Raw genomic sequence first — 25464 nt, forward strand, 5'->3', positions numbered from 1 at the left:
CAGGGGCGGCCGCAGGGGAGGAAGGAACGGGGATGGAAGTCATGCGCCCTCATTAATCGTACCGGTAAGTTCGATTAATAATCGTACCGATAGGTACACTTGTCAACGGACACCGGGAGAGGCGGCGGGCATGCAGGGACGACGGGGCCGGCCCCGCGAGGGCGAGAACGAGGCCAGGCGGGCGGCCGTGCTGGACGCCGCCTTCGCCGAGCTGGTCGAACGCGGATACACCGGCACCACGATGCTGGCGGTGGCCCGGCGGGCCGGCGCCTCCAAGGAGACGCTCTACAGCTGGTTCGGTGACAAGCGCGGGCTCTTCGCGGCCCTGGTGCGCCGCCAGTCGGAGCAGGCGAACGCCGCGGTCGCCGAGGCGCTGACCCTGGACCGGCCGCCCCGGGAGGCGCTGACGGCGTTCGCCGTCCGGCTGCTCCGACTGCTGCTCGGGGAGGCCTCGGTCGCGATCAACCGGGCCGCGGTCGCGGCCCCGGAGCTCGCCGGGGTGCTGCTCGCCGAGGGGCGGCACACCACCGGCCCGCTCGTCGCGGGCTATCTCGCGGGTCTGGCCGCGCGGGGGGAGATCGCCGCCGGCGATCCGGAGGAGGCTTTCCGGTTGCTGTACGGGCTCGTCGTCTCGGACGCCCAGATCCGCGTCCTGCTGGGCGAGGCGCCCCCCACCGACCTCGAGGAGCGGGCGCGGCGGGCGGTGGACCGCTTCCTCGCACTGCTCCCGCCCGCCCCCGTCCGCGACCCGTCCGGGCGCGGCGCCGGGACCCGATGAACCGCCGGGGACTCAGCGCCCGGCCGCCCGGCCGCCCGTCCGCACGTAGTCCACGGCCAGGGTGCTGTCGAGGTCCGCGGCGGGCCGTCCCGCCTGCGAGCCGACCGCGACGTTGAGGATCAGCCTCGCGGACGACCTGGCCGGCACCCGGTAGGGGAAGGAGCGCACGAACCGGCCGTCGACGTAGAACCGGGCCCGGCCGGACGGGCCCGTGGTCCAGGTGACCTTGTAGACGTGCCACCGGGTGGCGTCGACGTCGTACGCGCCGCCGCCGCTGAAGCGGTCGGTGTGGACGTGGTACTCCGGCTTCCAGCGCGCGCCGTTGAGGCCGTTCTCCATCAGGTCGATCTCGCCGTAGTGCCGCTGCCTGCGCAGGGGGTCGGCGTGCAGCCAGATCGCCGGCCACGCACCGCGCTGCCAGCCGGACACCTTCGCCCTCACCTGCACGCTCCCGCTCCCGCTCGCGAGCCTGGAGACGAGGCGCGCCGAGGTGTACTTGCGCCGTACGCCGTGGTCACCGGTGTAGGTCTCGCGCCGGGCGTTGATCACGAGGTGCCCGTCTCCGTCGAGCCGCGCGTTGCGCCCGCCGGAGGTGTAGCACTGCCGTTCGGCCCGGTATCCCCACAGGCACCCGGTCAGCTGCTCCCACCTGGACGGGTCCGGCTCGCTTCCCTCGGGACCGGAGAACTCGTCCGCGAAGCCGCGGGCCTCGGACGGCCTGGAGAAGCGGGCCGCGGAGGACCGGTGGTCTCCGCCCTCGGAGGACCGGTGGCCGCGGCCCTCGGGCGGCCCGGGGTCCTGGGCTGCGGAACGCCCGGAGTCGTGGACCGCGGAACGCCCGGAGTCGTGGACCGCGGCGGGCCGGGCCCGCGCGGCCGCGACCGCACCGTCTCCGAGCACGACCGCCGTGTTCACCAGCACGACCGCGACGGCCGCGGTCCGGCTTCCGATCCCCATCGGCCGCGACCCCTCCCCCGAGAGCACCGCCCTCCCGGACACGCCTCGGCGCGGAGCCCGGCTCTTCCCGGCCTCCCGTCCCGCGGCTCCGCTCCGGGTGGTGAGACGATACAGAGGTCGGTCACTCTGTGTGCTGACGCCCTGACGATAACGCGCGGAGCCGGCTTCGGCGAGGAGCCGCGACGGAGTACCGCGGTCGGTTGCCGCGTTCCGAAGATGCAACCTCCCGCATCTGGCGGAGGACTCGTCCCCGGACGTAGCGTGCCCGCCATGACCACCGCGGGGCGCTCGGCCCACATCCTCGACGTCCTCGTCACCGAGTTCGGCGACTCCATCCGGCGCGACCCCGCCGCCTTCCGGCGCAAGTTCCGCAAGATGGCCGCCTCGCCCTTCGCGTTCTACCGCGGCAGCGCCTGCCTGTTCTACGCGGACATGACCGGCGGCTTCGCCGACGGGGCGTTCCTGGACGCCCGGACCAGCAGGGTGTGGATCCACGGCGACCTGCACGCGGAGAACTTCGGCACCTACATGAACGCCTCCGGCGTCCTGGTCTTCAACGTCAACGACTTCGACGAGGCCTATGTCGGCCCCTATCTCTGGGACCTCAAGCGGTTCGCGGCCAGCGTCGCGCTCATCGGCTACGCCAAGGCGCTCTCCGACGAGACGATCTCCGAGCTGGTCGCCGGATTCGCCCGCGCCTACCTGGCCGAGCTGGAGGGCATCGCGCACGGCGGCGACGACGCGATCGGCTCGCTGACGCTGGCGACCACCACCGGGGTGCTCCACCGGGTGCTGCAGACCGCCCGGCTCAACACCCGGGTGGCCCTGCTCGACCGGGAGACCACGGTCGAGAACTACGACCGCCGCTTCGCCTTCATGGAGGACCGCCTCCCGGTCGGCGAGGAGACCCGGCGCGCGGTCGAGGCCGCCTTCCAGGACTACCTGACCACGCTCCCCGCCGTCTCCGAGGTGGAGCACCGGATCAAGGACTTCGCGCTGCGCACCGGCGTCGGCATCGGCTCGGCCGGGCTCCCCTCCTACAACCTGCTGCTGGAGGGCCACACCGAGGCCCTGGAGAACGACGTCATCCTCTACATGAAGCAGGCGCAGGTCCCGGCCGTGGCCCGGCACATCGCCGACGAGAGGGTGCACGGCCACTTCCTGCACCAGGGACACCGCACCGCCGAGTCGCAGCGGGCCCTGCAGGCCTATGCCGACCCGTGGCTCGGCTACACCGCGCTGGACGGAGTCGGCCAGCTGGTCGCCGAGGTGTCCCCGTACTCCGCCGACCTCGACTGGGGCGACGTCAACGAGCCGGACGAGCTCGCCTCGGTGATCGGCGACCTGGGCCGGGCCGTGGCACGCATGCACTCGGTGGCCGACGACGAGTCCAGCCACGACGTGGTCGACTTCTCCACCGAGGACGCGATCACGGCCGTGATCGGCGGCGACGGGGACGGCTTCACCGAGCTGCTCGTCGGCTTCGCCCACGCCTACGGCGCCCGGGCCAGAGCCGACCACCAGCTCTTCGTGGACCTGTTCCGCAACGGCCGCCTGCTGGGCCTCTGACCACCGGCCGCGCCCTCCCGCCGCGGAGGGGACCACACCGGAACCGACCAGTCGGTATGGACGGAACGGCGGGCGTACGGCATGCTTTCAGAACATGAGTCTGTTCTCGGTGCAAGGCAAGACAGTCGTGGTCACGGGCGGTTCCCGGGGCATCGGCCGGATGATCGCGGAAGGTTTCACGGAGGCGGGGGCCACGGTCTACATCTCCTCCCGCAAGGCCGCCGAGGTGGAGAAGACCGCGGCCGAGATCGGATGCGTCGCCGTACCGGCCGACCTGTCCACCCCCGACGGCGTCGCCGCGCTGGTGGAGGCGGTCTCCGCGCGCGAGGACCGGCTGGACGTGCTGGTCAACAACGCCGGTGCGACCTGGGGAGCGCCGCTGGAGGACTACCCCGAGCACGCCTTCGACAAGCTCTGGGGCGTCAACGTCAAGGGCGTGTTCTACCTGACCCAGCGCTTCCTGCCGCTGCTGCGCGCCGCGGCCTCCGCCGAGGACCCGGCCAGAGTGATCAACGTCGGCTCGGTCGACGGCATCCGGGTGCCCGCGCTGGAGACCTACGCCTACTCCACGACCAAGGCGGCCGTGCACATGCTCACCCGCCATCTGGCCCACCGGCTCGTGCGCGACTCGATCACGGTCAACGCGATCGCGCCCGGCCCCTTCGAGTCCAAGATGATGGCCTTCGCCCTCGACGACCCCGACATGCGCCAGGCGATCGCCTCCAGCGTGCCGATGGGCCGGATCGGCGCGCCCGAGGACGTGGCCGGGACCGCGATCTACCTCTCGTCGCGGGCCGGCGCCTACCTCACCGGCGTGGTGATCCCCGTGGACGGCGGCATGACCACCCACGGCTGAGGCCGCCGGGCCCCGCCCGAGCACGGCGTGGGCGGGGTCCGCGCGGGCCCGGCGCCGGGTCGCTCATGAGGCGTGAAGCCCCGCCCGGCGGCGGTCGAGCGCCTGGATCCACTTGGCGGCGACGGCGGCGACCTGGACCAGCTCCGTCCGGAGCGCCTCGGGATCGTCCTCGGCGAACGCCTCCAGGACCTCCTCGATGAGGATGTGCCGCCACGTCAGCGTGCCGCCCGCGAACGCCGCCGCGGTCTCGTCCTTGGCCCGGTCGGCGGCGGCCGCGCCGTCCGGCCCCGTGCCGTCGGCGATGTCCTGGATCCCCCACCGGACGTCCTGCGCGGCCCGTTCCCCGCCGATCTCGGCGAGCACCCGGGCCAGCGAGCCCGGCATGCCGAAGTCCCCGTCCGCCGCCGTCATCCGTGCTCCGTCCATCGTGTCTCCGTCCACACCGGAGCACGCTACCGCCTCGTCTCGCCCAGGGCGGGATCGCGCCGCGTCCCGGCCCCGCCCGCCGGGCGGGCGGGCGGGCGGGCGGGGCGTCCACGGGTTTTCCGGAGCGGGGCCCGCGGTGCGCCGGTCAGAGCGCCTCGGCGACGGCGCGGGCCAGGTTGCCGGCGGCGTCGGGGGCGTAGCGCAGGAAGAGGTACGGCTCGGCGAGCTCCACCTCGATGAGAGCCGGGTCCCCGCCCGGGAGCCGGACCAGGTCCACCCGGGCATAGAGCACCCCGGGCGCCCCGGGGGACCCGGCCGCCTCCGCCAGCACCCGCTCGGCGAGGGCGAGCTGGTCGGGCTCCGGGGTGCGGAGATCCGCCCGGGCGTTGTCGGCGTCCGGCGCGGCGGATCCTCCGGCCAGCATCGGGTTGCGCCGCACGGCGTGGCTGAACCGGCCGCCGAAGTAGAGCAGGGAGGTCTCCCCCTCGGTCTCGACCATGTCCAGGTAGGGCTGGACCATCGCGGTCCGCCCCTCGGCCGCCAGGCGGGCCGCGTGGGCCGCCGCCTTGTCCCGGTCGGTGGTCCTGATCGTGTCGCGGGCGCCCGCCGAGATCGCGGGCTTGACCACGTACTCGGCGAGGACGGGCAGGTCCGGGCTCTCGCCCGGCGCGACCCAGGAGGTGGGGATGACCGGCACCGCCAGGTCCCGCAGGTAGGTCTTGTCGGTGTTGCGCTCCAGCACCGCCGCCGGGTTGGCCAGCCGCGTCACCGTCTCGACCCGGCGCGCCCAGGCCAGGAACTCCGCGCGCCGGTCCACGTAGTCCCAGGCCGAGCGGACCACCACGAGGTCGAAGGCCGCCCAGTCGGCGGCCGGGTCGTCCCAGCGCACGACCGTCCCCGAGATCCCCGCCTCCGCCCACGCGGCGAGAGCGATCTCCTTCTCGTCGTCGAACCCCTCCGGGTCCGCGTAGGTCACGTACGCCACCGAAGCGCTCACGGGAACACCCTCCATGCCAGGATCGAAACACCAGAAGGGACATTACACAGGCCGCTCCTACCACTTCGTTCACCAGGATGGCCTTTACGAAGTATGTCCGATTCGTGGGCCCCGCCGTCCGAGGACGAGGCTGGGCGTTCACACGAACAAGCGATTGCGCAAGGGCTCATAATGGGAGGCGTGAACACGCGAAAGAACTCCGGAGGCGCGACCACCACCCCGGTCAAGCGCCAGCGCACGACGAAGCGCGCGGCCTCGGCCGGCTCCGCCTCGGAGCGCCGCGACCACCTCGTCAGGCTCGCCGCGGACCTCTTCGCGCGCAAGGGCTTCCAGGCGACCACCGTCCGCGAGATCGCGGAGGAGGCGGGCATCCTGTCCGGGAGCCTCTACCACCACTTCGACTCCAAGGAGACGATCGTCGACGAGGTGCTCAGCACCTTCCTCGACGACCTCATCGGACGCTACCGGGCCGCCCTGGAGCAGGGCGGCGACCCCCGCTCCATCCTGTCGGAGATGGTGCGGATCGGCTTCAGCGCCCTCGAGCCGCACCGCGCGGCGATCACCGTCATGCAGAACGACTGGAACTACCTGCGCTCCCTGCCCGGCGACCGCTTCGACTACCTGGTCAGGGCCGAGGACGAGGTCGAGCGCATGTGGGTCGGGCAGATCAAGCGCGGGCAGGCCGTCGGCCAGTTCCGCCCGGACGTCGACCCCAAGCTCACCTACCGCATGATCCGCGACAGCATCTGGGTCGCCGTCCGCTGGTTCCGCCCGGGCGGCCGCCTCGACACCGACGGCATCGCCGAGCACTACGTCACCGTCCTGTTCGACGGCCTGGCCACCGGAGAGCGGACGAGCCAGCGGGGATGAGCGCGGAAGCACTGCAGAAGGCCGTGCGGCTGGCCCTCACGGAGGCCGCCGACCCCGCCAAGGCCTCCGCCATGCAGGCCTACATGAAGTCCGCCATGCCGTTCCTCGGGGTGCAGGCCGTGCCGCGCCGTACGGCGTTGCGGAGGGTCTTCGCCGAGCACCCGTTCGAGGCCGCACCCGAGTGGCGCCGGGCGGCGCTGACCCTGTGGCGCGAGGCGGAGTACCGCGAGGAGCGCTACGCGGCGATCACCCTCACCGGGTCCCCGCCCCGCTGGGGCCGGACCCTGTACACCCTCCCGATCTACGAGGAGATGATCGTCACCGGCGCCTGGTGGGACTTCGTCGACGAGGTGGCCGTCCACCGGATCGGCCCCCTGCTGCGGGAGTTCCCCGACACCATGCGCCCGCTCATGCTCGAATGGGCGCACAGCGACGACCTCTGGAAGCGCCGCACGTCGATCATCTGCCAGAACAGGTTCAGGGCCGCCACCGACACCGGCCTGCTCTACGCCTGCATCGAGCCGAGCCTGTCGGACACCGACTTCTTCGCCCGCAAGGCGATCGGCTGGGCCCTGCGCGAGTACGCCAAGACCGATCCGCGCGAGGTCGTGCGCTACGTCGCGCACAAGGGGATCACCGGCCTGAGCCGGCGCGAGGCCTTGAAGAACCTCCCCTCGGCCTGACCCCGCCGGCCGGGCCTCCCCTGCCGCCGGGCCGTCCCCGTCGCCGGACCGCCTCTGGCGCCCCCGTCGCCGGGGCGCCGGCGTCCCGCGGCGGGGTCGCCGGCGGCCCGTCCGGCACGCGCTCCCCCATGGCCGTACACGGGCCCCGGCCGATCAACTTAGGTAAGCCTGTCCTAATATTCTTTGCACCAGCCTTACCGACTCTCCTGGGGTGCACATGAGGACTTCGATCCGCCGCCGCTGGGCCGTGTCCGCGGCCGCCGCGATCACGGCCATCCTTGGCCTGACCGCCTGCAGTTCCGGTACCGGCGGCTCCACGGCCGCCGAACCCGCCGCGGCGGGGAGCCCTGCCGCGGGTTCGGCCGGGACTCGCAGCGTCACGCACGAACTCGGGACCACCGACGTCCCCGCCGCGCCCAAGCGCATCGTCTCGGTGAGCGTCACCCTGACCGGCCACCTGCTCGCACTGGAGGCCCCGCTGATCGCCTCGCAGGCCACCCCGCCCGGGCCGATCACCGATGCCAACGGGTTCTTCTCCCAGTGGGCGGACGTCGCCAAGGAGCGCGGCGTCCAGGTGGCCTATCAGGGCTTCGAGGCCGACATCGAGAAGGTCATCGCGGCCAAGCCCGACCTCATCATCGGCTCGGCGTCCGGCGCCGACAGCACTGCCAAGGTCTACGACCGGCTCAAGGCCGTCGCGCCGACCGTGCTCTTCCGCCACGACGACCTCTCCTGGCAGGAGCTCATGACCAAGCTGGGCGGCGCGCTCGGCCTGGAGGCGAACGCGCAGAAGGTCATCGCCGCCTACGACCAGCGGGTGGCCGAGGTGAAGGGCAAGATCAAGCTTCCCGAGCAGGACGTCGTGCTGCTGCGCGACAACAACACCGACATCCCCGTCTTCACCGAGGCCTCCGCCCAGGGCGCGCTGCTGTCCTCCCTCGGCTTCCGGCTGCACACCGTCGACTCCTCCCTGGCATCGGCGGACAACCGCGAGGGCGGCAAGCGCCTGGACATCCTGACCGTCTCGCAGGAGAACATCGTCAAGGGCTTCGGGGACAGCTCGCTGTTCTTCGTCAGCCACACCGCGGACGAGATCGCCACGACGACGGCCAAGCCGCTCTGGAAGGACCTGCCCGCCGTCGGCGACGAGCGCGTCCACGACCTCGGCCTCGACTCGTTCCGCATCGACTACTACAGCGCGTCCAACGTGGTCGACCGCATCGAGCAGCAGTTCGCCGGCTGATGAGGAACGTCCCACCCCAGCTCCCCTGCCCCTGTCCGCCCGAGGTCCTCACCGGACGGCGCGTCGCCGCGCTGGCCGCGGACCTGCGGGCGGGCAGGGCGGAGGCGCTGACGGCCGCGCGCTCAGGAACGGCCCGCGCGCCACTCCCGGTGGAGCAGCCAGGCCAGGTAGAGGCCGCCGAGCCCGCCCGTCAGGACGCCCACCGGCAGCTGGCCGGACGTCGGCAGCCTTTGCGCCGCCAGGTCGGCGGCGGCCAGCAGCAGGGCGCCGGTCGCCGCCGCGGTGGCGACCCCCGCGCCCGGGGCTCCGGTCAGCCGCCGGGAGAGCTGCGGTGCGGCGAGCGCCACGAAGACGATGGGGCCGGCCACGGAGACCGCCACCCCGGACAGCAGCACGGCGACGAGCAGCAGGGCCAGGCGGAGCCGCTCCACCGGCAGACCGAGCGCCGAGGCGGTCTCGTCGCCCATCTCCATCGTGCTCAGCGAGCGGCTCAGCGCCAGCGCCGCCGGGAGCAGCACCGACAGCACCGCCGCCATCGGCCACACCTGCGCCCAGCCGCTCCCCGCCAGGCTCCCGACGAGCCACACCTTCGCCCCCTGCGACTCGTACAGGTCGGCCCGGGTCAGCAGGTAGGCGATGACCGAGTGGAGCATGGCCGTCACCCCGATGCCGACGAGCACCAGCCGGGTGCCCTGCACCCCCCGTTTGAAGGACAGGGCGTACACCAGCAGCCCCGCGCCCAGGCCGCAGGCCAGCGCGCCCGCGGTGACGGCCAGCGGGGTCACGGTGCCGACGACCAGGAGCATCAGGACCGCCCCCACGGCCGCCCCCGCGTTCACCCCGATGATGTCCGGGCTGCCGAGCGGGTTGCGGGACAGGCTCTGCACGACGGCGCCGCCGACGCCGAGCGCCGCGCCGACCAGCAGGGCGAGCAGCACGCGCGGGGCGCGCAGCTCGTAGACCACCATCTCGCTCATGGCGTCGCCCCGGCCGGCCAGGGTCCTGACGACGTCCCCGGCCGAGATCGCCGACCCGGTCCCCAGGGCGAGCAGCCCGACCGCGGCGGCGGCCCCCAGCAGGCCCAGGAGCACCGCGGCGGCCCGCAGGTGGACCCGGAACGAGACGCGGCGCGACGGGGTGTGGAAGATGCGGTAGGCGCTCACAGGTCGGCTGTCCTTCGGCGGCGGAGCAGGTAGATGAAGACCGGGGCCCCGATGAAGGCGGTGACGATGCCGCTCTGCAGCTCGCCGGGCCGTACGACGACCCGGCCCACGACGTCGGCGGTGAGCAGCAGGGCCGGGGCGAGCAGCGCCGAGTGCGCCAGGATCCAGCGGTGGTCCGGGCCGGTGAGGACGCGCACGGCGTGCGGGGCCATCAGCCCGATGAAGCCGATGGGCCCGGCCGCGGCGGTCGCCGCGCCGCAGAGCAGCATGATCGCCGCGGCCCCGGCCAGCCGCACGCGCCCCGGGTTCACCCCGAGGCCCTGTCCGGTCTGCTCGCCCAGCGCCACGGCGTTGAGGCCGCGGCCGAGCGCGAGGGCGAGGAGCACGCCGACCGCGACGAACGGCGCGACCTGCCGGACGACCTCCGCGTCGCGCCCGGCGAGCGCCCCGACGTCCCAGAACCGCCACTGGTTGAACACTCCCGCGTCCAGGGTGAGCGCCGCATTGATGGCGGCGAGCAGGGAGGCGCTGACGGCCGCGCCGGCGAGCACCAGGCGGGCCGGGTTCGCGGCGCCGCGCCCGGTCGCGCCGAGCGCGTAGACGGCGACGGTGACCAGCGCCGCGCCCAGGAGGGAGAACCAGACCCAGACCCGCAGGTCCGTGATGCCGAAGAAGAGGACGGCGCAGACGACGGCCAGCGAGGCCCCGGCGTTGACCCCGAGCATGCCGGGGTCGGCCAGCGGGTTGCGGGTGAGCGCCTGCATGAGCGCCCCGGACAGGCCCAGCGCGGCGCCGACGAGGACGCCCAGCAGCGTCCGCGGGATGCGCAGGTCATGGACGACCGCGGCGGTCTCCCCGCCGTCGGGGTGCCAGAGCTGCTGCCAGACCTCCCCGGGCGGAATCGCCTGCGCGCCGACCGCGATGCTGAGCGCGACCACCGCGGTGAGCACCGCGGAGGAGACGGCGAGCCCCGTCCAGCGCATCGAACCTCCCGAATTTTAGGCAAGCCTTACCTTACATTAGGGAATACGCCTCCCTTCCGCCGCCCGCCGACCGCCCACCGGCTACCCGTCACCCGCCGGCCGCCCGCGCGGAGACCGGCGATCGGCACGCCGGGCGCGACGGCCGTGCGGGGACCCGTGCGGGGCGTCCGCGGGCGAAACCGGGCCGCCGCCCGCGTTCGCCGATAGGGTTGCCCTGATCCAGACGTCACGCGCGTTAGGCGGCCATGCTCGACCAACGACTCCAGCCGGCGCGGCCGTACGCCGCCCTGATCTTCGACTGCGACGGGACCCTCGTGGACACCGCCGCCGCCAACGAGACCGCGTGGCGGGCGGCCCTGGAGACCTGGCAGGTCGAGCTCGACCCCGCCTGGTACCACGCCAGGACCGGACTGTCCGCCGATCGCCTCCTGGCCGAGCTGGAGGCCGAGACCGGCGCCGCGCTGGACCACCGGGTGGTGTCCGCCGCCGCGGCCGACGCCTACCGGTGGCTGGTGGACACCGTCGCGCCGCACCCGCAGGTGGTCGCGGTCGCCGAGGCCCACCGGGGCCGGGTGCCCATGGCGGTGGCCTCCGGCGGGTCGCGCGGGCGGGTCCGGGAGACCCTGCGCGCCACCGGCCTGCTCCCGTTCTTCGACTCGGTCGTCACCCGCGACGACGTCCGGGAGGGCAAGCCCGCCCCCGACGTCTACCTGCTCGCCGCCCGGCGGCTGGAGGTGCTCCCGCACGCCTGCGTCGCCTACGAGGACACCGACGAGGGGGTGGCCGCCGCGCTGGCCGCGGGGATGGAGGTCATCGACGTCCGCCCGACCCTGCGGGACGCGGCCCGGAGCGGCGGGGAGAGCGCCGCACCGATTGGCTAGCTGTACTATCCACTGATGAGGATCTCGCAGCTCAGCGCCGTCTCGGGCGTCCCCATCCCGACGATCAAGTACTACCTGCGCGAAGGCCTGCTGCCCGCCGGGGAGCAGACCTCCGCCACCCGCGCCGAGTACGGCGAGCGGCACGTGCGGCGGCTCCGCCTGATCCGCGCGCTGCTGGAGGTCGGCCACCTGCCCATCGCGGCCATCCGCAAGGTGGTCGCCGCGGTGGAGGACGAGAGCATGGGCATGCACCGCGTGCTCGGCACCGCCCACTACGCCATCTCCCCGCCGGTCGAGGCCCATCCCGACGACGAGGAGTGGCGGCGCGCCCGGGCCGAGGCCGACGGCCTCATCGCCGACCTCGGCTGGCAGGTCGACGCCGCCGCCCCCGCCCGCGACGAGCTCGCCCAGGCCGTCCTCACCCTCGACCGGCTCGGCCTGCCCGCCACCGGCGACGCCCTGCGCCCCTACGCCGAGACGGCCATGCGGCTCGTCGCCGAGCACGAGATCCGCACCATCCCCCTCGACCGCACCCGGGAGGAGGCGGTCGAGGCGCTGGTCGTCGGCACCGTCGTGCACGGCCGCGTCCTCGACGTCATGCGCCGCCTGGCCCAGGAGTCCGCCTCGGCCCGGATCTTCGGGGCCCCGCCGGCCTGAGGGCCGCCGGCCCGGTGGGCGTCTCTTCGGGCCTCGGCCCGGCGGTCACCCGCCCGCCGCCTGCGGACCCGGGGTCACCGGCTCATCGGCCGCCGCCTGCGAGTCCGCCGCCGCGAGATCATTGGCTCATCGGGTGCTTGAGCAGCCACTGGGCGGCCCGCCGGAGCAGGGTGCGGTGGACCGGGTTGTCGTAGGAGCGGGTGTCGTGGCCCAGCGCGTCGTAGACCAGGCGGCCGCGCCGTACCGGGCGGGCCCAGACCAGGGGCTGGCCCATCGAGGAGGCGAGCGGCGTGACGTCCGGCAGGATCGTCAGGTCGCTGTAGACCTCGTCGACCAGGTCGAAGTCCCGCAGGCCCTCGACGATCGGGTGGTCGCCGTGGACGCGGACGGTGGTCCAGCCCAGCGGCGGATGGTGCGACTTCGGCCACTCCCAGTGGCCGCCCAGCACCCGGGGCCAGCCCTGCCAGTCGTCGAAGCAGATGGACGCCGCGTGCATGCAGAGCAGGCCGCCGCCGCGCTCCAGGTGGTCCAGCAGCGCCGTACGCGCCTGCGGGGGCAGCTCGAGTCCCCACCGGTCGCGGTGGGGGGCCAGGTGGTCGGAGGCCATCCGGCAGCGCAGGGCGTTGACGGTGATCAGGTCGTACTCGGGGGCGTCGGCCAGGCCGCCGGTGATGTCGTCGGTGACCTCCGACTCCACTCCGACCTCGGCGAGGGTCTCGGCCAGCGCGGCGGAGGTCGCGGGGAAGTCGTGGAAGGGGCCGCCGGAGAGGATCAGGTTGCGTGCCACGGGTCCAGTCCAGCACGGAAGCCCGCAGGCCGCCAGCGGTGTGGGATAAGCCCAGCTCACAGGGGCAGAACCGGCCTGTGAAGATTTTCCGGCACTCCTGCCTGGCCGAACGGCCCCAAGTAACACCACGTTCACATACGGGCAACAGATGCGAAATCGCGACTTGCGACTCTTCAGGGGCAGCAGACCACTCCCTCCCCAAGGACTCCGCCGATGACCTTCAAGGCTGAATACATCTGGATCGACGGCACCGAGCCGACCGCCAAGCTCCGCTCGAAGACGCGAGTCCTCGCGGACGGCGCAGAGCTCCCGATCTGGGGCTTCGACGGGTCCAGCACCAACCAGGCCGACGGCCACTCCTCCGACCGCGTGCTCAAGCCGGTCTTCACCTGCCCGGACCCGATCCGCGGCGGCGACAACGTGCTGGTCCTGTGCGAGGTGCTCAACCCCGACATGACCCCGCACTCCAGCAACACCCGCGCGCCCCTCACCGAGGTCGCCGAGAGGTTCGCCGACCAGGAGTCCTGGTTCGGCATCGAGCAGGAGTACACCTTCTTCAAGGAGGGCCGCCCGCTCGGCTTCCCGCTGGGCGGCTTCCCGGCCCCGCAGGGCGGCTACTACTGCGGCGTCGGCGCCGACGAGGTCTTCGGCCGCGAGGTCGTAGAGAAGCACCTCGACCGCTGCCTGGAGGCCGGTCTGGCGATCTCCGGCATCAACGCCGAGGTCATGCCCGGCCAGTGGGAGTTCCAGGTGGGCCCGGCGGGCCCGGTGGAGGTCTCCGACCACATGTGGGTCGCCCGCTGGCTGCTCTACCGCACCGCGGAGGAGTTCGACATCGCCGCCACGCTCGACGCCAAGCCGGTGAAGGGCGACTGGAACGGCGCCGGCGCGCACACCAACTTCTCCACCAAGGCGATGCGCGAGGGCTTCGACCCGATCATCACCGCCTGCGAGGCGCTGGGCGAGGGCGACAAGCCCCTCGAGCACGTCAGGAACTACGGCCACGGCATCGAGGACCGCCTCACCGGCCACCACGAGACCGCCCCGTGGAACAAGTACAGCTACGGCGTCTCCGACCGCGGCGCCTCGGTTCGCATCCCGTGGCAGGTCGAGGTCGAGAAGAAGGGCTACATCGAGGACCGCCGTCCCAACGCGAACGTCGACCCGTACGTGGTGACCCGCCTGATCGTGGACACCTGCTGCTCCGCGCTGGAGAAGGCCGGCCAGGTCTGATCCCGCGGGCGATCCGGGGGACGGAGGCCGCGGACACCCTGCCGGGGGTGTCCGCGGCCTCCGCGTTCCACGCGCACCCGCCGTGTAGCGTCGAGCCGTGGATCTCGGAATCGAAGGCAGGGTCGCCCTGGTCACGGGCGGCAGCGCGGGACTCGGCCTCGCGTCGGCCAGAAGTCTCGCCAGGGAGGGCTGCGCGGTCTGCGTGAGCGCCCGCTCCCCCGAGCGGCTCGCCGACGCCGTGGTGGAGCTGCAGGAGTTCGGCGGGACGGTGCACGCGGTGCTCGCCGACGTGGAGGACCCCGAGGCGGCCGCACGGGTCGTCGCGGAGACGCGCGAGGTGCTGGGGCCGGTCGACATCCTGGTCGCGAACGCGGGCGGGCCCCCGCGCGGGGACTTCCTGGAGGCGGACCCGGACGAGTGGGAGACGGCGGTCAACCGCAACCTGCTGGGCACCGTCCGGCTGATCCGGGCCGTGCTCCCGGACATGCGCTCGCGCGGCTGGGGGCGGATCGTCACGATCACCAGCCGGTCGGCGCGCGAGGCGCTCGACGGGCTGGCGCTGTCCAACGCGACGCGTCCGGCGGTCGCCGGGGTGGTCCGCACGCTCGCCCGCGAGGTCGGCCGGGACGGCGTGCTGGTCAACAACGTGCTGCCGGGGCCGATCCTCACCGACCGGCTCAAGGAGACGACGCCCACACAGGAGGGCCTGGCCGAGCGGGCCGGGCGCGTGCCCGTGGGCCGGCTGGGCCGCCCCGAGGAGGTCGGCGACGTGGTGGCGTTCCTGGCCAGCGAGCGGGCCTCCTTCATGACCGGCGTCTCCGTCCTGGTGGACGGCGGGGAGAGCCGAGTGATCGCCTGAACCTGGACATGACATGCTTTGAGGCAATTGTCTGGTTATCCGGGAGAGGGCGGGAATGAACAAGCCGGTCATCGTGACGGTCGACGACGACCCGGGGGTCTCGCGCTCCGTGGCCCGCGACCTGCGCCGCCGGTACGGCCACGCCTACCGGATCGTCAGAGCCGACGGCGCCGCGCAGGGCATCGAGAGCGTCCGCGAGATGCGGCTGCGCGGCGACGACGTCGCGGTGGTCCTGGCCGACTACCGGATGCCCGAGATGAACGGCGTGGAGTTCCTGGAGCAGGCCATGGACCTGTACCCCCACGCCCGCCGGGTGCTGCTCACCGCCTACGCCGACACCGAGGCGGCGATCCAGGCGATCAACGTGGTGGACCTCGACCACTACCTGCTCAAGCCGTGGGACCCGCCGGAGGAGAAGTTCTACCCGGTGCTGGACGCCCAGCTCGACGCCTGGCAGCGGACCGACCGGCGGGCCGCCGACGAGCTGCGCGTGGTGGGGGCGCGCTGGTCGGCCCGCTCCTACCGGGTCCGCGACTTCCTGGCCCGCAACCAGGTCCCCTACCGCTGGCTGCTCGCCGACGAGCCCGAGGGCGCGCAGTTGCTGGCCGCGGCCGGGCAGGACGAGAGCCCGGCGGCCCTGCCGCTGGTCGTCACCGCGCAGGGTGCGGTGCTCGCCGCGCCGACCACCGCCGCGCTCGCCTCGGCCGTGGGCCTGTCCACCGCTCCCGCCACCGACTTCTACGACCTGGTCGTCATCGGCGGCGGCCCCGGCGGGCTGGGCGCGGCGGTCTACGGCGCCTCGGAGGGGCTGCGCACCGTGCTGGTGGAGAAGCACGCCTCCGGCGGGCAGGCCGGCCAGAGCTCCCGCATCGAGAACTACCTGGGCTTCCCCGACGGCGTCTCCGGCGCCCAGCTCGCCGACCGGGCCCGCCGCCAAGCGCTGAAGTTCGGCGCCGAGCTGCTCACCGCCCGCACGGCCACCAGCCTGGAGGTCCGGGGCCAGGCCCGGGTGGTCGGCTTCGCCGACGGCGGCAGCATCGCCGCGCACACGGTGATCCTGGCGACCGGCGTCTCCTACCGGCGGCTGACCGCCCCCGGCCTGGACGACTTCACCGGCGCCGGCGTCTACTACGGCGCGGCGGTGACCGAGGCGCCGGAGTGCCGCGGCTGCGACGTCTACATCGTCGGCGCGGCGAACTCGGCCGGGCAGGGCGCCGTCCACCTGTCGGGGTACGCCGACCGGGTGCACCTGATCGTCCGCGGCGACGGGCTGGAGAGCTCCATGTCGCACTACCTGATCGAGCAGATCGCGCAGATCCCGAACATCGAGGTGCACACCGGGACCGAGGTGGTCGCCGCCGAGGGCGGGGAGCACCTGGAGCGGCTCACCCTCAAGGGCCCCGACGGCGAGCGCACGGTCGACGCCGAGTGGCTGTTCGTCTTCATCGGCGCCGCACCGCACACCGACTGGCTCGGCGACGCGGTCGAGCGCGACGAGCGGGGCTTCGTGCTGACCGGCCCCGACCTGACCGCCGTCGGGAACCGGCCCCGCAACTGGCCGCTCCGGCGGGAGCCGTACCACCTGGAGACCAGCGTGCCGGGTGTCTTCGCCGCCGGCGACGTGCGCGCCGACTCGATCAAGCGGGTCGCCTCGGCGGTCGGCGAGGGGGCGATGGCCGTGGCGCTCGTGCACCGCTACCTGGAGAAGGCATGATCGACCCCGATGTGCTCCGCGGCCTGTTCCTCTTCGAGGGGCTGGAGGAGGACCGGCTCGCCTGGCTGGCCGCCCACGCCCATGAGCGCGGGGCCGCCGCGGGCGAGCTGATCGTACGGCAGGGCGACCCGGCCGACTGCTTCATCGTGCTCATCGAGGGCGAGGTGGTCATGGTCACCGAGACCCCCGCCGGGCCGGTCTCGCTGACCCCCACCTCCCAGCCCGGGGTCTACGCCGGGGCCACCTCCGCCTACCTCGGCGAGCGCGCCCCGGCCTCCTACACCCACTCGCTCCGCGCCACCAGGCCCTCCCGGTTCATGGAACTGCCCGCCGGGAAGTTCGGCCGGATGATGACCGAGTGGTTCCCGATGGCGGTGCACCTGCTGGACGGGGTGCGCCTGGGCGGGCTGGCGCAGCGGGAGTTCATCGACCGGCGGCAGCGGCTGACGGCGCTCGGCACGATCACCGCGGGTCTCACGCACGAGCTCAACAACCCGGCGGCGGCGGCCGTGCGCGCCGTGGGCGAGCTCCGGGAGAAGGTCGCGTCCTCGCGGCGGCGGCTGGCCGAGCTGGCCGAGGCGGGCATCCCCCCGGACCGGCTGCGCGCCCTGATCGACATGGAGGAGCGGTGCTCCACCGGCGCGGCGGGCCTGCCCCCGCGCTCCCCGCTGGAGATCTCCGACGCCGAGGACGAACTGGGCGACGCGCTGGAGGAGGCGGGGGTCGGCGGCGGCTGGGAGGTCGCGCCGCCGCTGGTCGCCGCCGGCTTCGGACCGGCGGGGCTGGAGAAGGTGCGGAGCGCGGCCGGGCCGGAGCACCTGGCGGCGGCGGTGCACTGGCTGGCGGAGGCGGTCGAGATCTCCCAGATGCTGGACGAGGTGACCGACGCGACCGGGCGGATCTCCTCGCTGCTGGCCTCGGCCAAGCAGTACTCCCAGATGGACCGCGCGCCGTACCGGACGGTGGACGTGCGGGAGCTGCTGGACAGCACGCTCACCATGTTCCGCGGCAAGATCCCGCCCGGGATCGGCGTGGCCACCGACTACGACCCCGCCCTGCCGCCGATCCCCGCCTACGCCGGGGAGCTCAACCAGGTGTGGACCAACCTGATCCACAACGCGCTGGACGCGATGGCGGGCGAGGGCACCCTGACCGTCCGCACCCGGCTGGAGCACGGGACCACCGCGCTGGTCGAGATCTGCGACACCGGTCCCGGCGTCCCGGAGGAGCTCCGGGAGCGGATCTTCGAGCCGTTCTTCACCACCAAGCCCGCCGGCGCGGGCACCGGCCTGGGGCTGGACATCTCCTTCCGCATCGTCGCCGGCCGGCACGGCGGCGACCTGCGGGTGGAGTCGGCACCCGGCGACACCCGCTTCCAGGTCCGCCTCCCGGCCGCCGAGCAGCCGGAGACGGAGGAGGTCCCGGCCGCCGGGCGGCCGGAGCGGGCCGCCCCGCCGGTGGAGACGACGGCGTAGCCGACGCGCACCCCGCCTCGCCGGAAGGCGATCGGCGAGACAGGGTGCGTCCTCACCGGAAGGCGTGGGCGTGGCGCCGGGCCCACCCGTCGAAACCGCGCGGCGGACGGCCCAGGATCTGCTCCGTGTGCGGGCTGATCCGCCGCTCTTCCGGGGTCGGGTCGCCGAGGATGTCCAGGGTCCCGTCGGCCACCGGCTCCGGCATGAACCGCACCATCTGGGCACGGGCCTCCGCACGCGTCTGGTCGACGAACCGGACCGGCCGTCCCAGCGCCTCGCCGATGATCCCGGCCCGCTGCCGGGGCGTGGTCAGGGCCGGCCCCGTCAGTTCGTAGATCCGGCCGGCGTGCCGGTCCTCCCGCAGGACGGCGGCCGCGACCTCGCCGATGTCGGCCGGATCGACGACCGGCAGGCCGACGTCGCCGAACGGCGCGGCCACCGTCCCCCGGGTCCGCACCGACTCCGCCCACGCGTAGGCGTTGGACGCGAAGCCGCCCGGCCGCAGGATCGTCCACGCCGCGCCGGAGCGCCGGACGGCGTCCTCGATGCCGCGCAGCGGCGCGTGCGAGACGGACTGCGGGCGCGTCCCGGCGGCCTGCGAGGAGAGCAGGACCAGGCGCGCGACTCCGCCGGCTTTCGCGACGTCGAGGATCGCGTCCGGGTCCAGATGCGCACCGGCACCTGCGACCAGCAGGAACAGCGCGCGGGCTCCGTCCACCACCGGTCGCAGGGTCTCCGGCTCGGCCAGATCGGCCTGCCGGTACCGCACCCCCTCCGGCACGGACACCGGCGACGTTCCCCGGGACACCGCGGTCACCCGCTCGCCGGCCGCGGACAGCGCCTCCACGAGCACCCGGCCGACGTTGCCGGTGGCCCCTGTTACCACGATCATGAAAGGTTCCTCCTTCTCCGACGCCGCCCGCGCGTTCGCCGGGGGCGGCCGCCGCCGTTCCGACCGCTTCGGCGGCGACTCCGGGAAGTTAGCATCGCCGGTATAGTAGGTACCTACAGGAAAGTGACTATGCCCAAGGGGTCCGCATGCACGCCGAGCGAGCAGCCTGGACGCCTCCGGCGTCGGCCGATCCCGAGCAGGCCTGCCCCGTCGCGCCGGTCGTGGACATCGTCTTCAGCCGGTGGACCACCCCGATCCTGTGGACGCTGAACTACCAGGGACGGCAGCGCTTCGTCGAGCTGCAGCGACGGATCACCACCATCACGCCGAAGGTCCTGACCCAGCGGCTCCGGCAACTCGAACGCGACGGACTCGTCGTGCGCACCTACCACCCCGAGGTCCCGCCCCGGGTCGAGTACGAGATCAGCGACCTCGGCCGCAGCCTCGCCCCGCTCTTCGCCCATCTCGCCGAGTGGGCCACGGCTCACCTCGGCGACGTGGAACGGGCACGGCACGCCTACGACGACACCGGCACGGCGGCGGCACCGCAGCACACGCCTCGGCGATGAGGCGGCCTCCCGCCGCGCTCCGCCCTCTCACAGGTGGGCGTTGGGCTCACGGGCGAGATCGGCCAGCTCGGGCAGTTCCAGCACGGTGACGCCCGCCGCCGTGAGCTCCTCGACGCCGTGGCAGTCGGCGAGGAGCACGGGCTCCCGCCAGGCCAGCACGACCCGCCGGATCCCGCTGCCGATGATCAGCCGGGTGCAGGTCCGGGGGCGGGAGCGGCGCACGCTGCACGGCTCCAGGCTGCTGTAGACCGTGGCGCCGGGCAGCCGGGGGTCACCTGCCGCGATCTTGGCGAGCGCGGCCTCCTCGGCGTGCACGTGGGGGTCGCCGCCCTCCCGGGAGTGGCCGCGCGCGAGCTCGGTGCCGTCGGCGGCGACCACGACGGCGCCGACGGAGAAGGCCGCCGGCGAGGGCGGGCAGAGCCGGGCCAGCTCGCAGGCCAGCCGGAGCCAGTCGCGGTCGTTCACCGGTCCCCCCGCTCCGGGGACCTCTCCCGGTGGATCAGGTATCTCAGCAGGACGACATCGCCGAGCGCGCGGACCTCCGCGAGGTCCATCCGCCGCAGCGGGCCCTGCGGGAAGCGTCCGCCGCCGACGAACCGCGGCGCGGCGGGGTCGCCGACGAAGAACGGCGCGACGGCGAGCTGGATCTCGTCGGCGAGGTCCTCCAGGAGGAACCGGGTGTGCACCGAGCCCCCTCCCTCCACCATGAGTCGCCGGACCCCGCGCCCGGCCAGGTCGCGCAGGACCCGGCGGAGGTCCACGGGATCTCCCGCGTCGACCACGGTGGCGGCCGCGCCGAGCCGGGAGGCGAGCCCCTCCACCGCCCTCGACCCCGCGTACACGATCTTCTCCGCGTCCCCGGCGGTGAAGAACCGGCCCGCCGGGTCGAGGTCCCCCGTCGCGGTCAGCGTCACCTTGGCGGGGCAGGCCGGCAGGCCGCGCGCCACCCGCTCCCGCCGCCGGACCGGCGAGCGGACCAGCAGCCGGGGATCGTCCCGGCGCACGGTGCCCGCCCCGACCATGATCGCGTCGCAGCCGGCCCGGACCTCGTCGACCCGGTCGAAGTCCTCGTCCCCGGAGAGCAGCAGCCGCTCGGGGGCGCCGTCGTCGATGTGGCCGTCGACGGACATCGCGCAGCTGAGCAGCACGTAGGGACGCCCGGCCGGTCCTTCCCGGCCGACCGGCCCGCCCGATCCGCTCACGGCCCTCTCCCCCGAGTCCGTCGGAGGACGCACGCGCCCTCACCGGCAGTCGGCCGCGATGCTACGCCACGGGAGAGCCGGCGCACCGGCCGGGGTCGGCGCCACACCGCGTGGGCGGTGCACCGTGTGAGCGTCACGCCATGTGGGCGGTACGGCGCGTGGGCGGTACGGCGCGCTCCCGATCACTTCCCGTCGTCCCGCCCGGCGATCCGGCGCAGAGCCAGCAGCAGGCCGATCTGCTGTCCGCGGACGGCCGTACCCGCCCCCGGGTCCTCCCGCAGCTCCTTCACGAGCGCCGCGCAGAGCAGGAGCATGACGATCACGAACGGCAGCGAGACCAGGATCGTGGCCTGCTGCAGCGCCTTCAGCCCACCGGCCAGCAGCAGTACCATCGCCACCGCCCCGACCAGCACACCCCACATCACCACCAGGGGTCTGGGCGGCCGGAGCGAGCCCTCGGTGGACAGGGACCCGAGCACCAGGGAGGCCGCGTCGGCCCCGCTGACGAAGTAGAGCGCCACCAGGACCACCGCGATCACCGTGGTGAACAGGTCCAGCGGCAGGTTGTCGAGCAGCGTGAACATCGCCGCCTCGGAGCCCTCGGCGACGGCACGGGTGAAGTCCGCCTCGCCCGACTGCTGGAGCCACACGGCGCTGCCTCCGCTGATCGCGAACCAGAGCAGGCTGGCTCCCGACGGGATGAGCAGCACGCCGACGACGAACTCGCGGATGGTCCGGCCGCGGGAGATCCGGGCGATGAAGGCGCCCACGAACGGCGCCCAGGACATCCACCACGCCCAGTAGAAGATGGTCCACTCCCCGAGCCAGGCCTTGTCCATGAACGCGCCCGTCCGTGAGGACATCGGGATCAGGTCGCTCAGATAGCCGCCGAGCGAGGCGGGGATCAGGTCGAGGACCGCGACCGTCGGGCCGAAGACGAAGATGAGCACGGCCAGCAGGGCCGCCAGGTGGACGTTGACGGTACTGAGCCACCGTACGCCGCCGTGCACCCCGGTGGCCGCGGAGACGACGAACGCGGCGGTCAGCACGATGATGACGATCACCTCCAGCCTCCGCCCGCCGATCCCGAACAGCTCGTTGAGGCCGTACTCCACCTGGAGCGCACCCAGGCCCAGGCTCGTGGCGGTGCCGAAGACGGTGGCGAGCATGGCCAGCAGGTCCAGCGCCCGCCCTGCGTTCGGCCGGGGCGTGCCTCCGAACAGCGGGGAGAACGCGGCGCTGAACTGGTTGCCCCGGCCCTTGCGGAAGGTGGAGTAGGCCAGGGCCATGCCCGTGACCGCGTAGACGGCCCAGGGATGCAGGGTCCAGTGGAACAGGGAGTACTCCATCGCGGTGCGCGCGGCCTGGAGCGATCCCGGCACGAGATCCAGGTCGGGCGGCGGTCTGAGCAGGTGGGTCACCGGCTCGGCGACGCCGTAGAACATCAGCCCGATGCCCATCCCCGAGCTGAACATCATCGCGGTCCAGGCCAGGTTGGTGAACTCGGGGGTGTCGTCGTCCCCGCCCAGGCGGATCCGGCCGAAGCGGCCGAGCGCGAGCACGACGGCCAGGACCAGGAAGAAGTCGGCGGCCAGCACGAACAGCCAGCCGAGGTTCTCCAGCACCCAGGCGAGCGCGGCGTCACCGGCCGCGGCGAGCGATTCGGTGAAGACCGCGCCCCAGACCACCACCGCCACCAGCAGGCCCATGGCGGCGGACAACAGCGGAACGTCGGGCTTTCGCGTGCGCATGGGACCCCCGAGGACGCTCACACAGAGTGATAACGATCCTGCCCTGCGTCAAAGCCCGCGAACCGTGACAACCGACCCCCCGGGTGAGACCGTCGAACAGGCGACGGCGCTCGGAGGGGGACTGCATGGTTCCGGGATACCGCGAGGTTCGAGAGCTCGGCACCGGGAGCGGCGGCCGGGTGGTGCTGGCCACCTACACCGGCACGGGCGCCTACGTGGCCATCAAGTACCTGGACGCCGCGCTGCGGGACGACGGCCGGTTCACGGCGCGCTTCCGCGAGGAGGCGCGCGTCATGGTCGAACTCGACGACCCGAACATCGTCAGGCTCTACGAGTACTACGAGGACGTGCTCGAAGCCGCCGTCGTCATGGAACTGGTCGACGGCGTCCCGCTGCGCGGGATCCTCCGCGACCACGGCGCGACGGGCCCCGAGGCGGCGCTGGCCGTGTTCAAGGGCGCCCTGCTGGGCCTGGCCCGGGCCCACTCGGCGGGCGTCCTGCACCGCGACCTCCGGCCGGAGAACGTGCTGGTCCAGGCCGACGGGACCGGCAGGCTCACGGACTTCGGCATGGCCGCCCCCGGTACGGCCGGCGTCCCGGGCTACACGGCGCCCGAGCGGCGGGCCGGGGAGCCGGCGGGCGCGGCGGCCGACCTCTACGCGGCCTCCTGCGTGTTCTTCGAGTGCCTCACCGGGCGTCGGCCGTACCGGGCGGATCCCCTGACCGCGCCGGTGCCGTTGGAGGAGGTGCCCGCTCCGGTGCGGGGGCTGGTCGCGCACGGTATGGCCGACGACCCCAGGAACCGGCCGCCGACGGCCCGGGCGTTCGCCGCGGAGCTGGAGGTGGCCGCGCTGTCGGCCTACGGCCCGGAGTGGGAGCGGCGCGGACGGCGGCGCCTGGCCGAGCTGGCCACCCTGCTCGCGCTGGCCTTCCCGCTGGCCCGGACGGCGCCGGGCACCGGGCCGGAGGCCGCGCCGGGGAGCGGCGTCCCGGCCGCGCGGGACGCGGCCGGCCGGGTGGGCGGGCCGCGGCGTCCGCGGCTGCGCGCCAGGTTCCTGGCGGGGGCGGGCGTGGCGGCCTTCGCCGTCACCGCCGCCCTCGTCGCCGCGGGCCGCCCGGCCGGTCCGCTCGCCTCGGACAAGGTCTTCACCCCGCCTCCGGAGACGCCTGTGACCGGCCGGGAGCCCGCCGCGCGCTCCGGCGGGCCCGGATCCTCCGGGGCCTCGGACGCCCCGGCCCCGTCGCGGGACGCCGCCGGCGGCCGGAGCGCGCCCTCCCGGCGCGCCTCCTCGCCCGCCTCCGCCCCCGCGGTCCCCTCCGCCTCCGGTCTCCCCCGGCCTCCGCGCCTCCCCTCTACGGCGCCGTCACGCCCGGCTCCGGAGTCCTCCCGGCCCCCGGCTCCGCCCCGGAGCGACACCCCCGGCCCGTCCCCCTCCCGGAGCGACACCCCCGGCCCGTCCCGGAGTCCGGAGCCCGGTCCCGCCTCCCCCGGCGACCCGGCGCCGGGTCCGAGCGGCGCGCAGACCCCGCCCGCGCCGCCGCACGCGGTCGGCGAACTGGCCGTCACCGGGATCGACCAGGACGGGGCGACGATCAGCGTCCGCGCGTCGACCACGGCGGGCGTCGTGCTGACGGTCCGGTTCTCCGAGGGCCCGGCCGAGGACGGGCAGGAGGAGGCCCCGGTGCGCGCCCTCATGCTCAGCGGCTCCACCGCCTACCTCCCCGTCGTCCCGCACGCCTTCACCGCCCCGCCCTGCGGCCGGACCGTCCTGTGGCGGGTCACGGCCGAGACCCGGCCCCAGGCCCCCGGCGGCGCGCGGAGCCGTACGGTGGCGGTCACCGGCGCGCCGTGCCCGGAGGCCGCCGGACCGGGCTCCGGGCCGCCCGAGGATCTGCCCGAGGACGTCCCGGAGGACGTCTCGGAGGACGCCCGGGAGGAGGGCCGAGGACACGCCGGAGGACCCGGCGGGCCCGCCCGGCGCGCCCTGAGACGGCGCCCCGGGTCCCGTCCCGGGACCGCGGGCGCGCCTTGCAGGCCAACCAAGCACGCGCTAGGTTGGTGGCCGGTGACGCACCCCGCCCGTCGGGCGCCCGCCGTCCCGGCGGGACGGCCGCCCGGTCCGGCGCGCGAGGCGGCACGAGCCCGAGAAGGAGCGTGGAATGGGTCTGCTGGACGGCAAGGTCGCCCTGGTCACGGGTGGCGCGCGGGGTATGGGGGAGGCGCACGTGCGGCTCTTCCTCGACGAGGGCGCGCGGGTCGTCTTCGGAGACGTGCTCGCCGACGAGGGCAAGGCGCTCGCCGAGGAGACCGGAGCGCTCTTCGTCCCCCAGGACGTGACGGACCCGGCCGACTGGGAGCGGGCGGTCGGCGCCGCCGTCGAGGCGCACGGCAGGCTCGACGTCCTGGTCAACAACGCCGGGATCCTCAGGTTCCGCCGGATCGCCGACATGACGCTCCAGGAGTACGAGCAGGTCATCGACGTTAACCTCAAGGGCACCTGGCTGGGCGTCAAGTCGGTGATCGAGCCGATGAAGGCCGCCGGCGGCGGCTCGATCGTGAACATCTCCTCGGTCGAGGGCTTCATCGGCGCCGAGGGCATGTCCGCCTACGCCGCCTCGAAGTTCGGCGTGCGCGGCGTCACCAAGGCCGCCGCCCGCGAGCTGGCCCGCTTCGGGATCCGGGTCAACTCCGTCCACCCCGGCTCGATCGACACGCCCATGGTCCGGACCCCGGAGGTCGCCGCCGAGGTGGACGGCGAGGCGTTCTTCAAGTCCATGGTGATCAAGCGGTTCGCCCGGCCGGTCGAGGTCTCGCACGTGGTGGCCTTCCTGGCCTCCGACCGGGCGAGCTACTGCACGGGCAGCGAGTTCACGGTGGACGGGGGCATGCTCACCGGCGCCGGCTACTGAGCCGCCCCG

At 73.9% G+C, this 25464-nt stretch carries 24 protein-coding genes and 1 pseudogene; 15 read left to right on the forward strand and 10 right to left on the reverse strand.

Annotation, left to right across the window (positions count from 1 at the left end; genetic code table 11):
* The first annotated feature begins 130 nt into the window (after positions 1–130).
* Positions 131–778, forward strand: coding sequence for a TetR/AcrR family transcriptional regulator (locus tag IEZ07_RS17645; RefSeq protein WP_239320085.1), 648 nt, complete (start codon positions 131–133; stop codon positions 776–778).
* A gap of 12 nt (positions 779–790) precedes the next feature.
* Here the strand turns inward: IEZ07_RS17645 and IEZ07_RS17650 are convergent, their stop codons facing one another.
* Positions 791–1735 (reverse strand): glycoside hydrolase family 16 protein, encoded by a 945-nt coding sequence (locus IEZ07_RS17650; protein WP_191895744.1) that lies wholly within the window; start codon positions 1733–1735, stop codon positions 791–793.
* 270 nt (positions 1736–2005) lie between these two features.
* Here IEZ07_RS17650 and IEZ07_RS17655 point away from each other — a divergent pair, with 270 nt between their 5' ends.
* Both IEZ07_RS17655 and IEZ07_RS17660 read left to right on the forward strand, forming a co-directional pair.
* A complete protein-coding gene (locus tag IEZ07_RS17655) occupies positions 2006–3304 on the forward strand; it encodes a DUF2252 domain-containing protein (protein ID WP_068897011.1) in 1299 nt (432 codons plus the stop codon).
* 94 nt (positions 3305–3398) lie between these two features.
* Positions 3399–4160 carry a glucose 1-dehydrogenase gene (locus IEZ07_RS17660; protein WP_068897012.1) on the forward strand — a complete coding sequence of 254 codons (762 nt, stop codon included), beginning with the start codon at positions 3399–3401 and terminating at the stop codon, positions 4158–4160.
* A gap of 63 nt (positions 4161–4223) precedes the next feature.
* Here IEZ07_RS17660 and IEZ07_RS17665 read toward each other — a convergent pair whose 3' ends face one another.
* Complete coding sequence (locus IEZ07_RS17665) at positions 4224–4586, reverse strand: hypothetical protein (RefSeq protein ID WP_204054401.1); 363 nt, start codon at positions 4584–4586, stop codon at positions 4224–4226.
* Between the two features lie 145 nt (positions 4587–4731).
* Positions 4732–5583 carry an ATP-grasp domain-containing protein gene (locus IEZ07_RS17670; protein ID WP_191895745.1) on the reverse strand — a complete coding sequence of 284 codons (852 nt, stop codon included), beginning with the start codon at positions 5581–5583 and terminating at the stop codon, positions 4732–4734.
* 180 nt (positions 5584–5763) lie between these two features.
* Here IEZ07_RS17670 and IEZ07_RS17675 point away from each other — a divergent pair, with 180 nt between their 5' ends.
* From IEZ07_RS17675 to fepB, 3 genes are all read left to right on the forward strand, one after another.
* Positions 5764–6453, forward strand: coding sequence for a TetR/AcrR family transcriptional regulator (locus IEZ07_RS17675; RefSeq protein WP_068897124.1), 690 nt, complete (start codon positions 5764–5766; stop codon positions 6451–6453).
* Complete coding sequence (locus IEZ07_RS17680) at positions 6450–7136, forward strand: DNA alkylation repair protein (RefSeq protein WP_068897014.1); 687 nt, start codon at positions 6450–6452, stop codon at positions 7134–7136. Before IEZ07_RS17675 ends, IEZ07_RS17680 begins: the two co-directional genes overlap by 4 nt.
* Before the next feature lie 217 nt (positions 7137–7353).
* The gene (fepB, locus tag IEZ07_RS17685) at positions 7354–8379 is read left to right on the forward strand and encodes a Fe2+-enterobactin ABC transporter substrate-binding protein (RefSeq protein WP_191895746.1); all 1026 of its coding nucleotides are present in this window, start codon (positions 7354–7356) and stop codon (positions 8377–8379) included.
* A gap of 122 nt (positions 8380–8501) precedes the next feature.
* Here fepB and IEZ07_RS17690 read toward each other — a convergent pair whose 3' ends face one another.
* Complete coding sequence (locus IEZ07_RS17690; protein ID WP_191895747.1) at positions 8502–9542, reverse strand: FecCD family ABC transporter permease; 1041 nt, start codon at positions 9540–9542, stop codon at positions 8502–8504.
* Positions 9539–10525 (reverse strand): FecCD family ABC transporter permease, encoded by a 987-nt coding sequence (locus tag IEZ07_RS17695; protein WP_191895748.1) that lies wholly within the window; start codon positions 10523–10525, stop codon positions 9539–9541. Before IEZ07_RS17695 ends, IEZ07_RS17690 begins: the two co-directional genes overlap by 4 nt.
* A 245-nt stretch (positions 10526–10770) precedes the next feature.
* On the opposite strand from IEZ07_RS17695, the gene IEZ07_RS17700 reads away from it, so the two are divergent.
* Positions 10771–11406, forward strand: coding sequence for an HAD family hydrolase (locus IEZ07_RS17700; protein ID WP_191895749.1), 636 nt, complete (start codon positions 10771–10773; stop codon positions 11404–11406).
* Between the two features lie 15 nt (positions 11407–11421).
* Complete coding sequence (locus IEZ07_RS17705) at positions 11422–12063, forward strand: MerR family transcriptional regulator (RefSeq protein WP_191895750.1); 642 nt, start codon at positions 11422–11424, stop codon at positions 12061–12063.
* Positions 12064–12181: 118 nt separating this feature from the next.
* On the opposite strand, the gene IEZ07_RS17710 is transcribed toward IEZ07_RS17705, so the two are convergent.
* Positions 12182–12850 (reverse strand): ThuA domain-containing protein, encoded by a 669-nt coding sequence (locus tag IEZ07_RS17710; protein WP_191895751.1) that lies wholly within the window; start codon positions 12848–12850, stop codon positions 12182–12184.
* A gap of 213 nt (positions 12851–13063) precedes the next feature.
* Between IEZ07_RS17710 and glnII the strand changes: the two genes are divergently transcribed.
* The 4 genes from glnII (at position 13064) to IEZ07_RS17730 (ending at position 18131) form a co-directional block, all read left to right on the forward strand.
* Complete coding sequence (gene glnII / locus IEZ07_RS17715) at positions 13064–14083, forward strand: glutamine synthetase (RefSeq protein ID WP_189236758.1); 1020 nt, start codon at positions 13064–13066, stop codon at positions 14081–14083.
* A gap of 97 nt (positions 14084–14180) precedes the next feature.
* Positions 14181–14942, forward strand: coding sequence for an SDR family NAD(P)-dependent oxidoreductase (locus tag IEZ07_RS17720; protein WP_191895752.1), 762 nt, complete (start codon positions 14181–14183; stop codon positions 14940–14942).
* Positions 14943–14997: 55 nt separating this feature from the next.
* The gene (locus IEZ07_RS17725) at positions 14998–16656 is read left to right on the forward strand and encodes an NAD(P)/FAD-dependent oxidoreductase (protein ID WP_068897024.1); all 1659 of its coding nucleotides are present in this window, start codon (positions 14998–15000) and stop codon (positions 16654–16656) included.
* Positions 16653–18131, forward strand: coding sequence for an ATP-binding protein (locus tag IEZ07_RS17730; protein WP_191895753.1), 1479 nt, complete (start codon positions 16653–16655; stop codon positions 18129–18131). The genes IEZ07_RS17725 and IEZ07_RS17730 overlap by 4 nt, the downstream gene beginning before the upstream one ends.
* A 52-nt stretch (positions 18132–18183) precedes the next feature.
* Here the strand turns inward: IEZ07_RS17730 and IEZ07_RS17735 are convergent, their stop codons facing one another.
* Positions 18184–19023 (reverse strand): NAD(P)H-binding protein, encoded by an 840-nt coding sequence (locus tag IEZ07_RS17735; RefSeq protein ID WP_191895754.1) that lies wholly within the window; start codon positions 19021–19023, stop codon positions 18184–18186.
* A 146-nt stretch (positions 19024–19169) separates the two neighbouring features.
* On the opposite strand from IEZ07_RS17735, the gene IEZ07_RS17740 reads away from it, so the two are divergent.
* A complete protein-coding gene (locus tag IEZ07_RS17740) occupies positions 19170–19592 on the forward strand; it encodes a winged helix-turn-helix transcriptional regulator (RefSeq protein ID WP_191895755.1) in 423 nt (140 codons plus the stop codon).
* 27 nt (positions 19593–19619) lie between these two features.
* Here IEZ07_RS17740 and IEZ07_RS35740 read toward each other — a convergent pair whose 3' ends face one another.
* From IEZ07_RS35740 to IEZ07_RS17750, 3 genes are all read right to left on the reverse strand, one after another.
* On the reverse strand, positions 19620–20057 hold the full coding sequence (locus IEZ07_RS35740; protein ID WP_239320086.1) for a cytidine/deoxycytidylate deaminase family protein: 438 nt from the start codon (positions 20055–20057) through the stop codon (positions 19620–19622).
* Positions 20054–20722 (reverse strand): RibD family protein, encoded by a 669-nt coding sequence (locus IEZ07_RS35745; protein WP_204054414.1) that lies wholly within the window; start codon positions 20720–20722, stop codon positions 20054–20056. Before IEZ07_RS35745 ends, IEZ07_RS35740 begins: the two co-directional genes overlap by 4 nt.
* A gap of 254 nt (positions 20723–20976) precedes the next feature.
* Complete coding sequence (locus IEZ07_RS17750) at positions 20977–22545, reverse strand: BCCT family transporter (protein WP_204054402.1); 1569 nt, start codon at positions 22543–22545, stop codon at positions 20977–20979.
* Between the two features lie 125 nt (positions 22546–22670).
* Here IEZ07_RS17750 and IEZ07_RS35750 point away from each other — a divergent pair.
* Positions 22671–23246 (forward strand): annotated as a pseudogene (locus IEZ07_RS35750) (serine/threonine-protein kinase); the annotation flags it as partial.
* A 1510-nt stretch (positions 23247–24756) separates the two neighbouring features.
* Positions 24757–25455: an SDR family oxidoreductase gene (locus IEZ07_RS17760; protein ID WP_239320088.1), complete on the forward strand. Its 699-nt coding sequence runs from the start codon at positions 24757–24759 to the stop codon at positions 25453–25455.
* Positions 25456–25464 lie beyond the last annotated feature (9 nt).

This window comes from Planomonospora parontospora, assembly GCA_014647935.1.
Classification (GTDB): domain Bacteria; phylum Actinomycetota; class Actinomycetes; order Streptosporangiales; family Streptosporangiaceae; genus Planomonospora; species Planomonospora parontospora.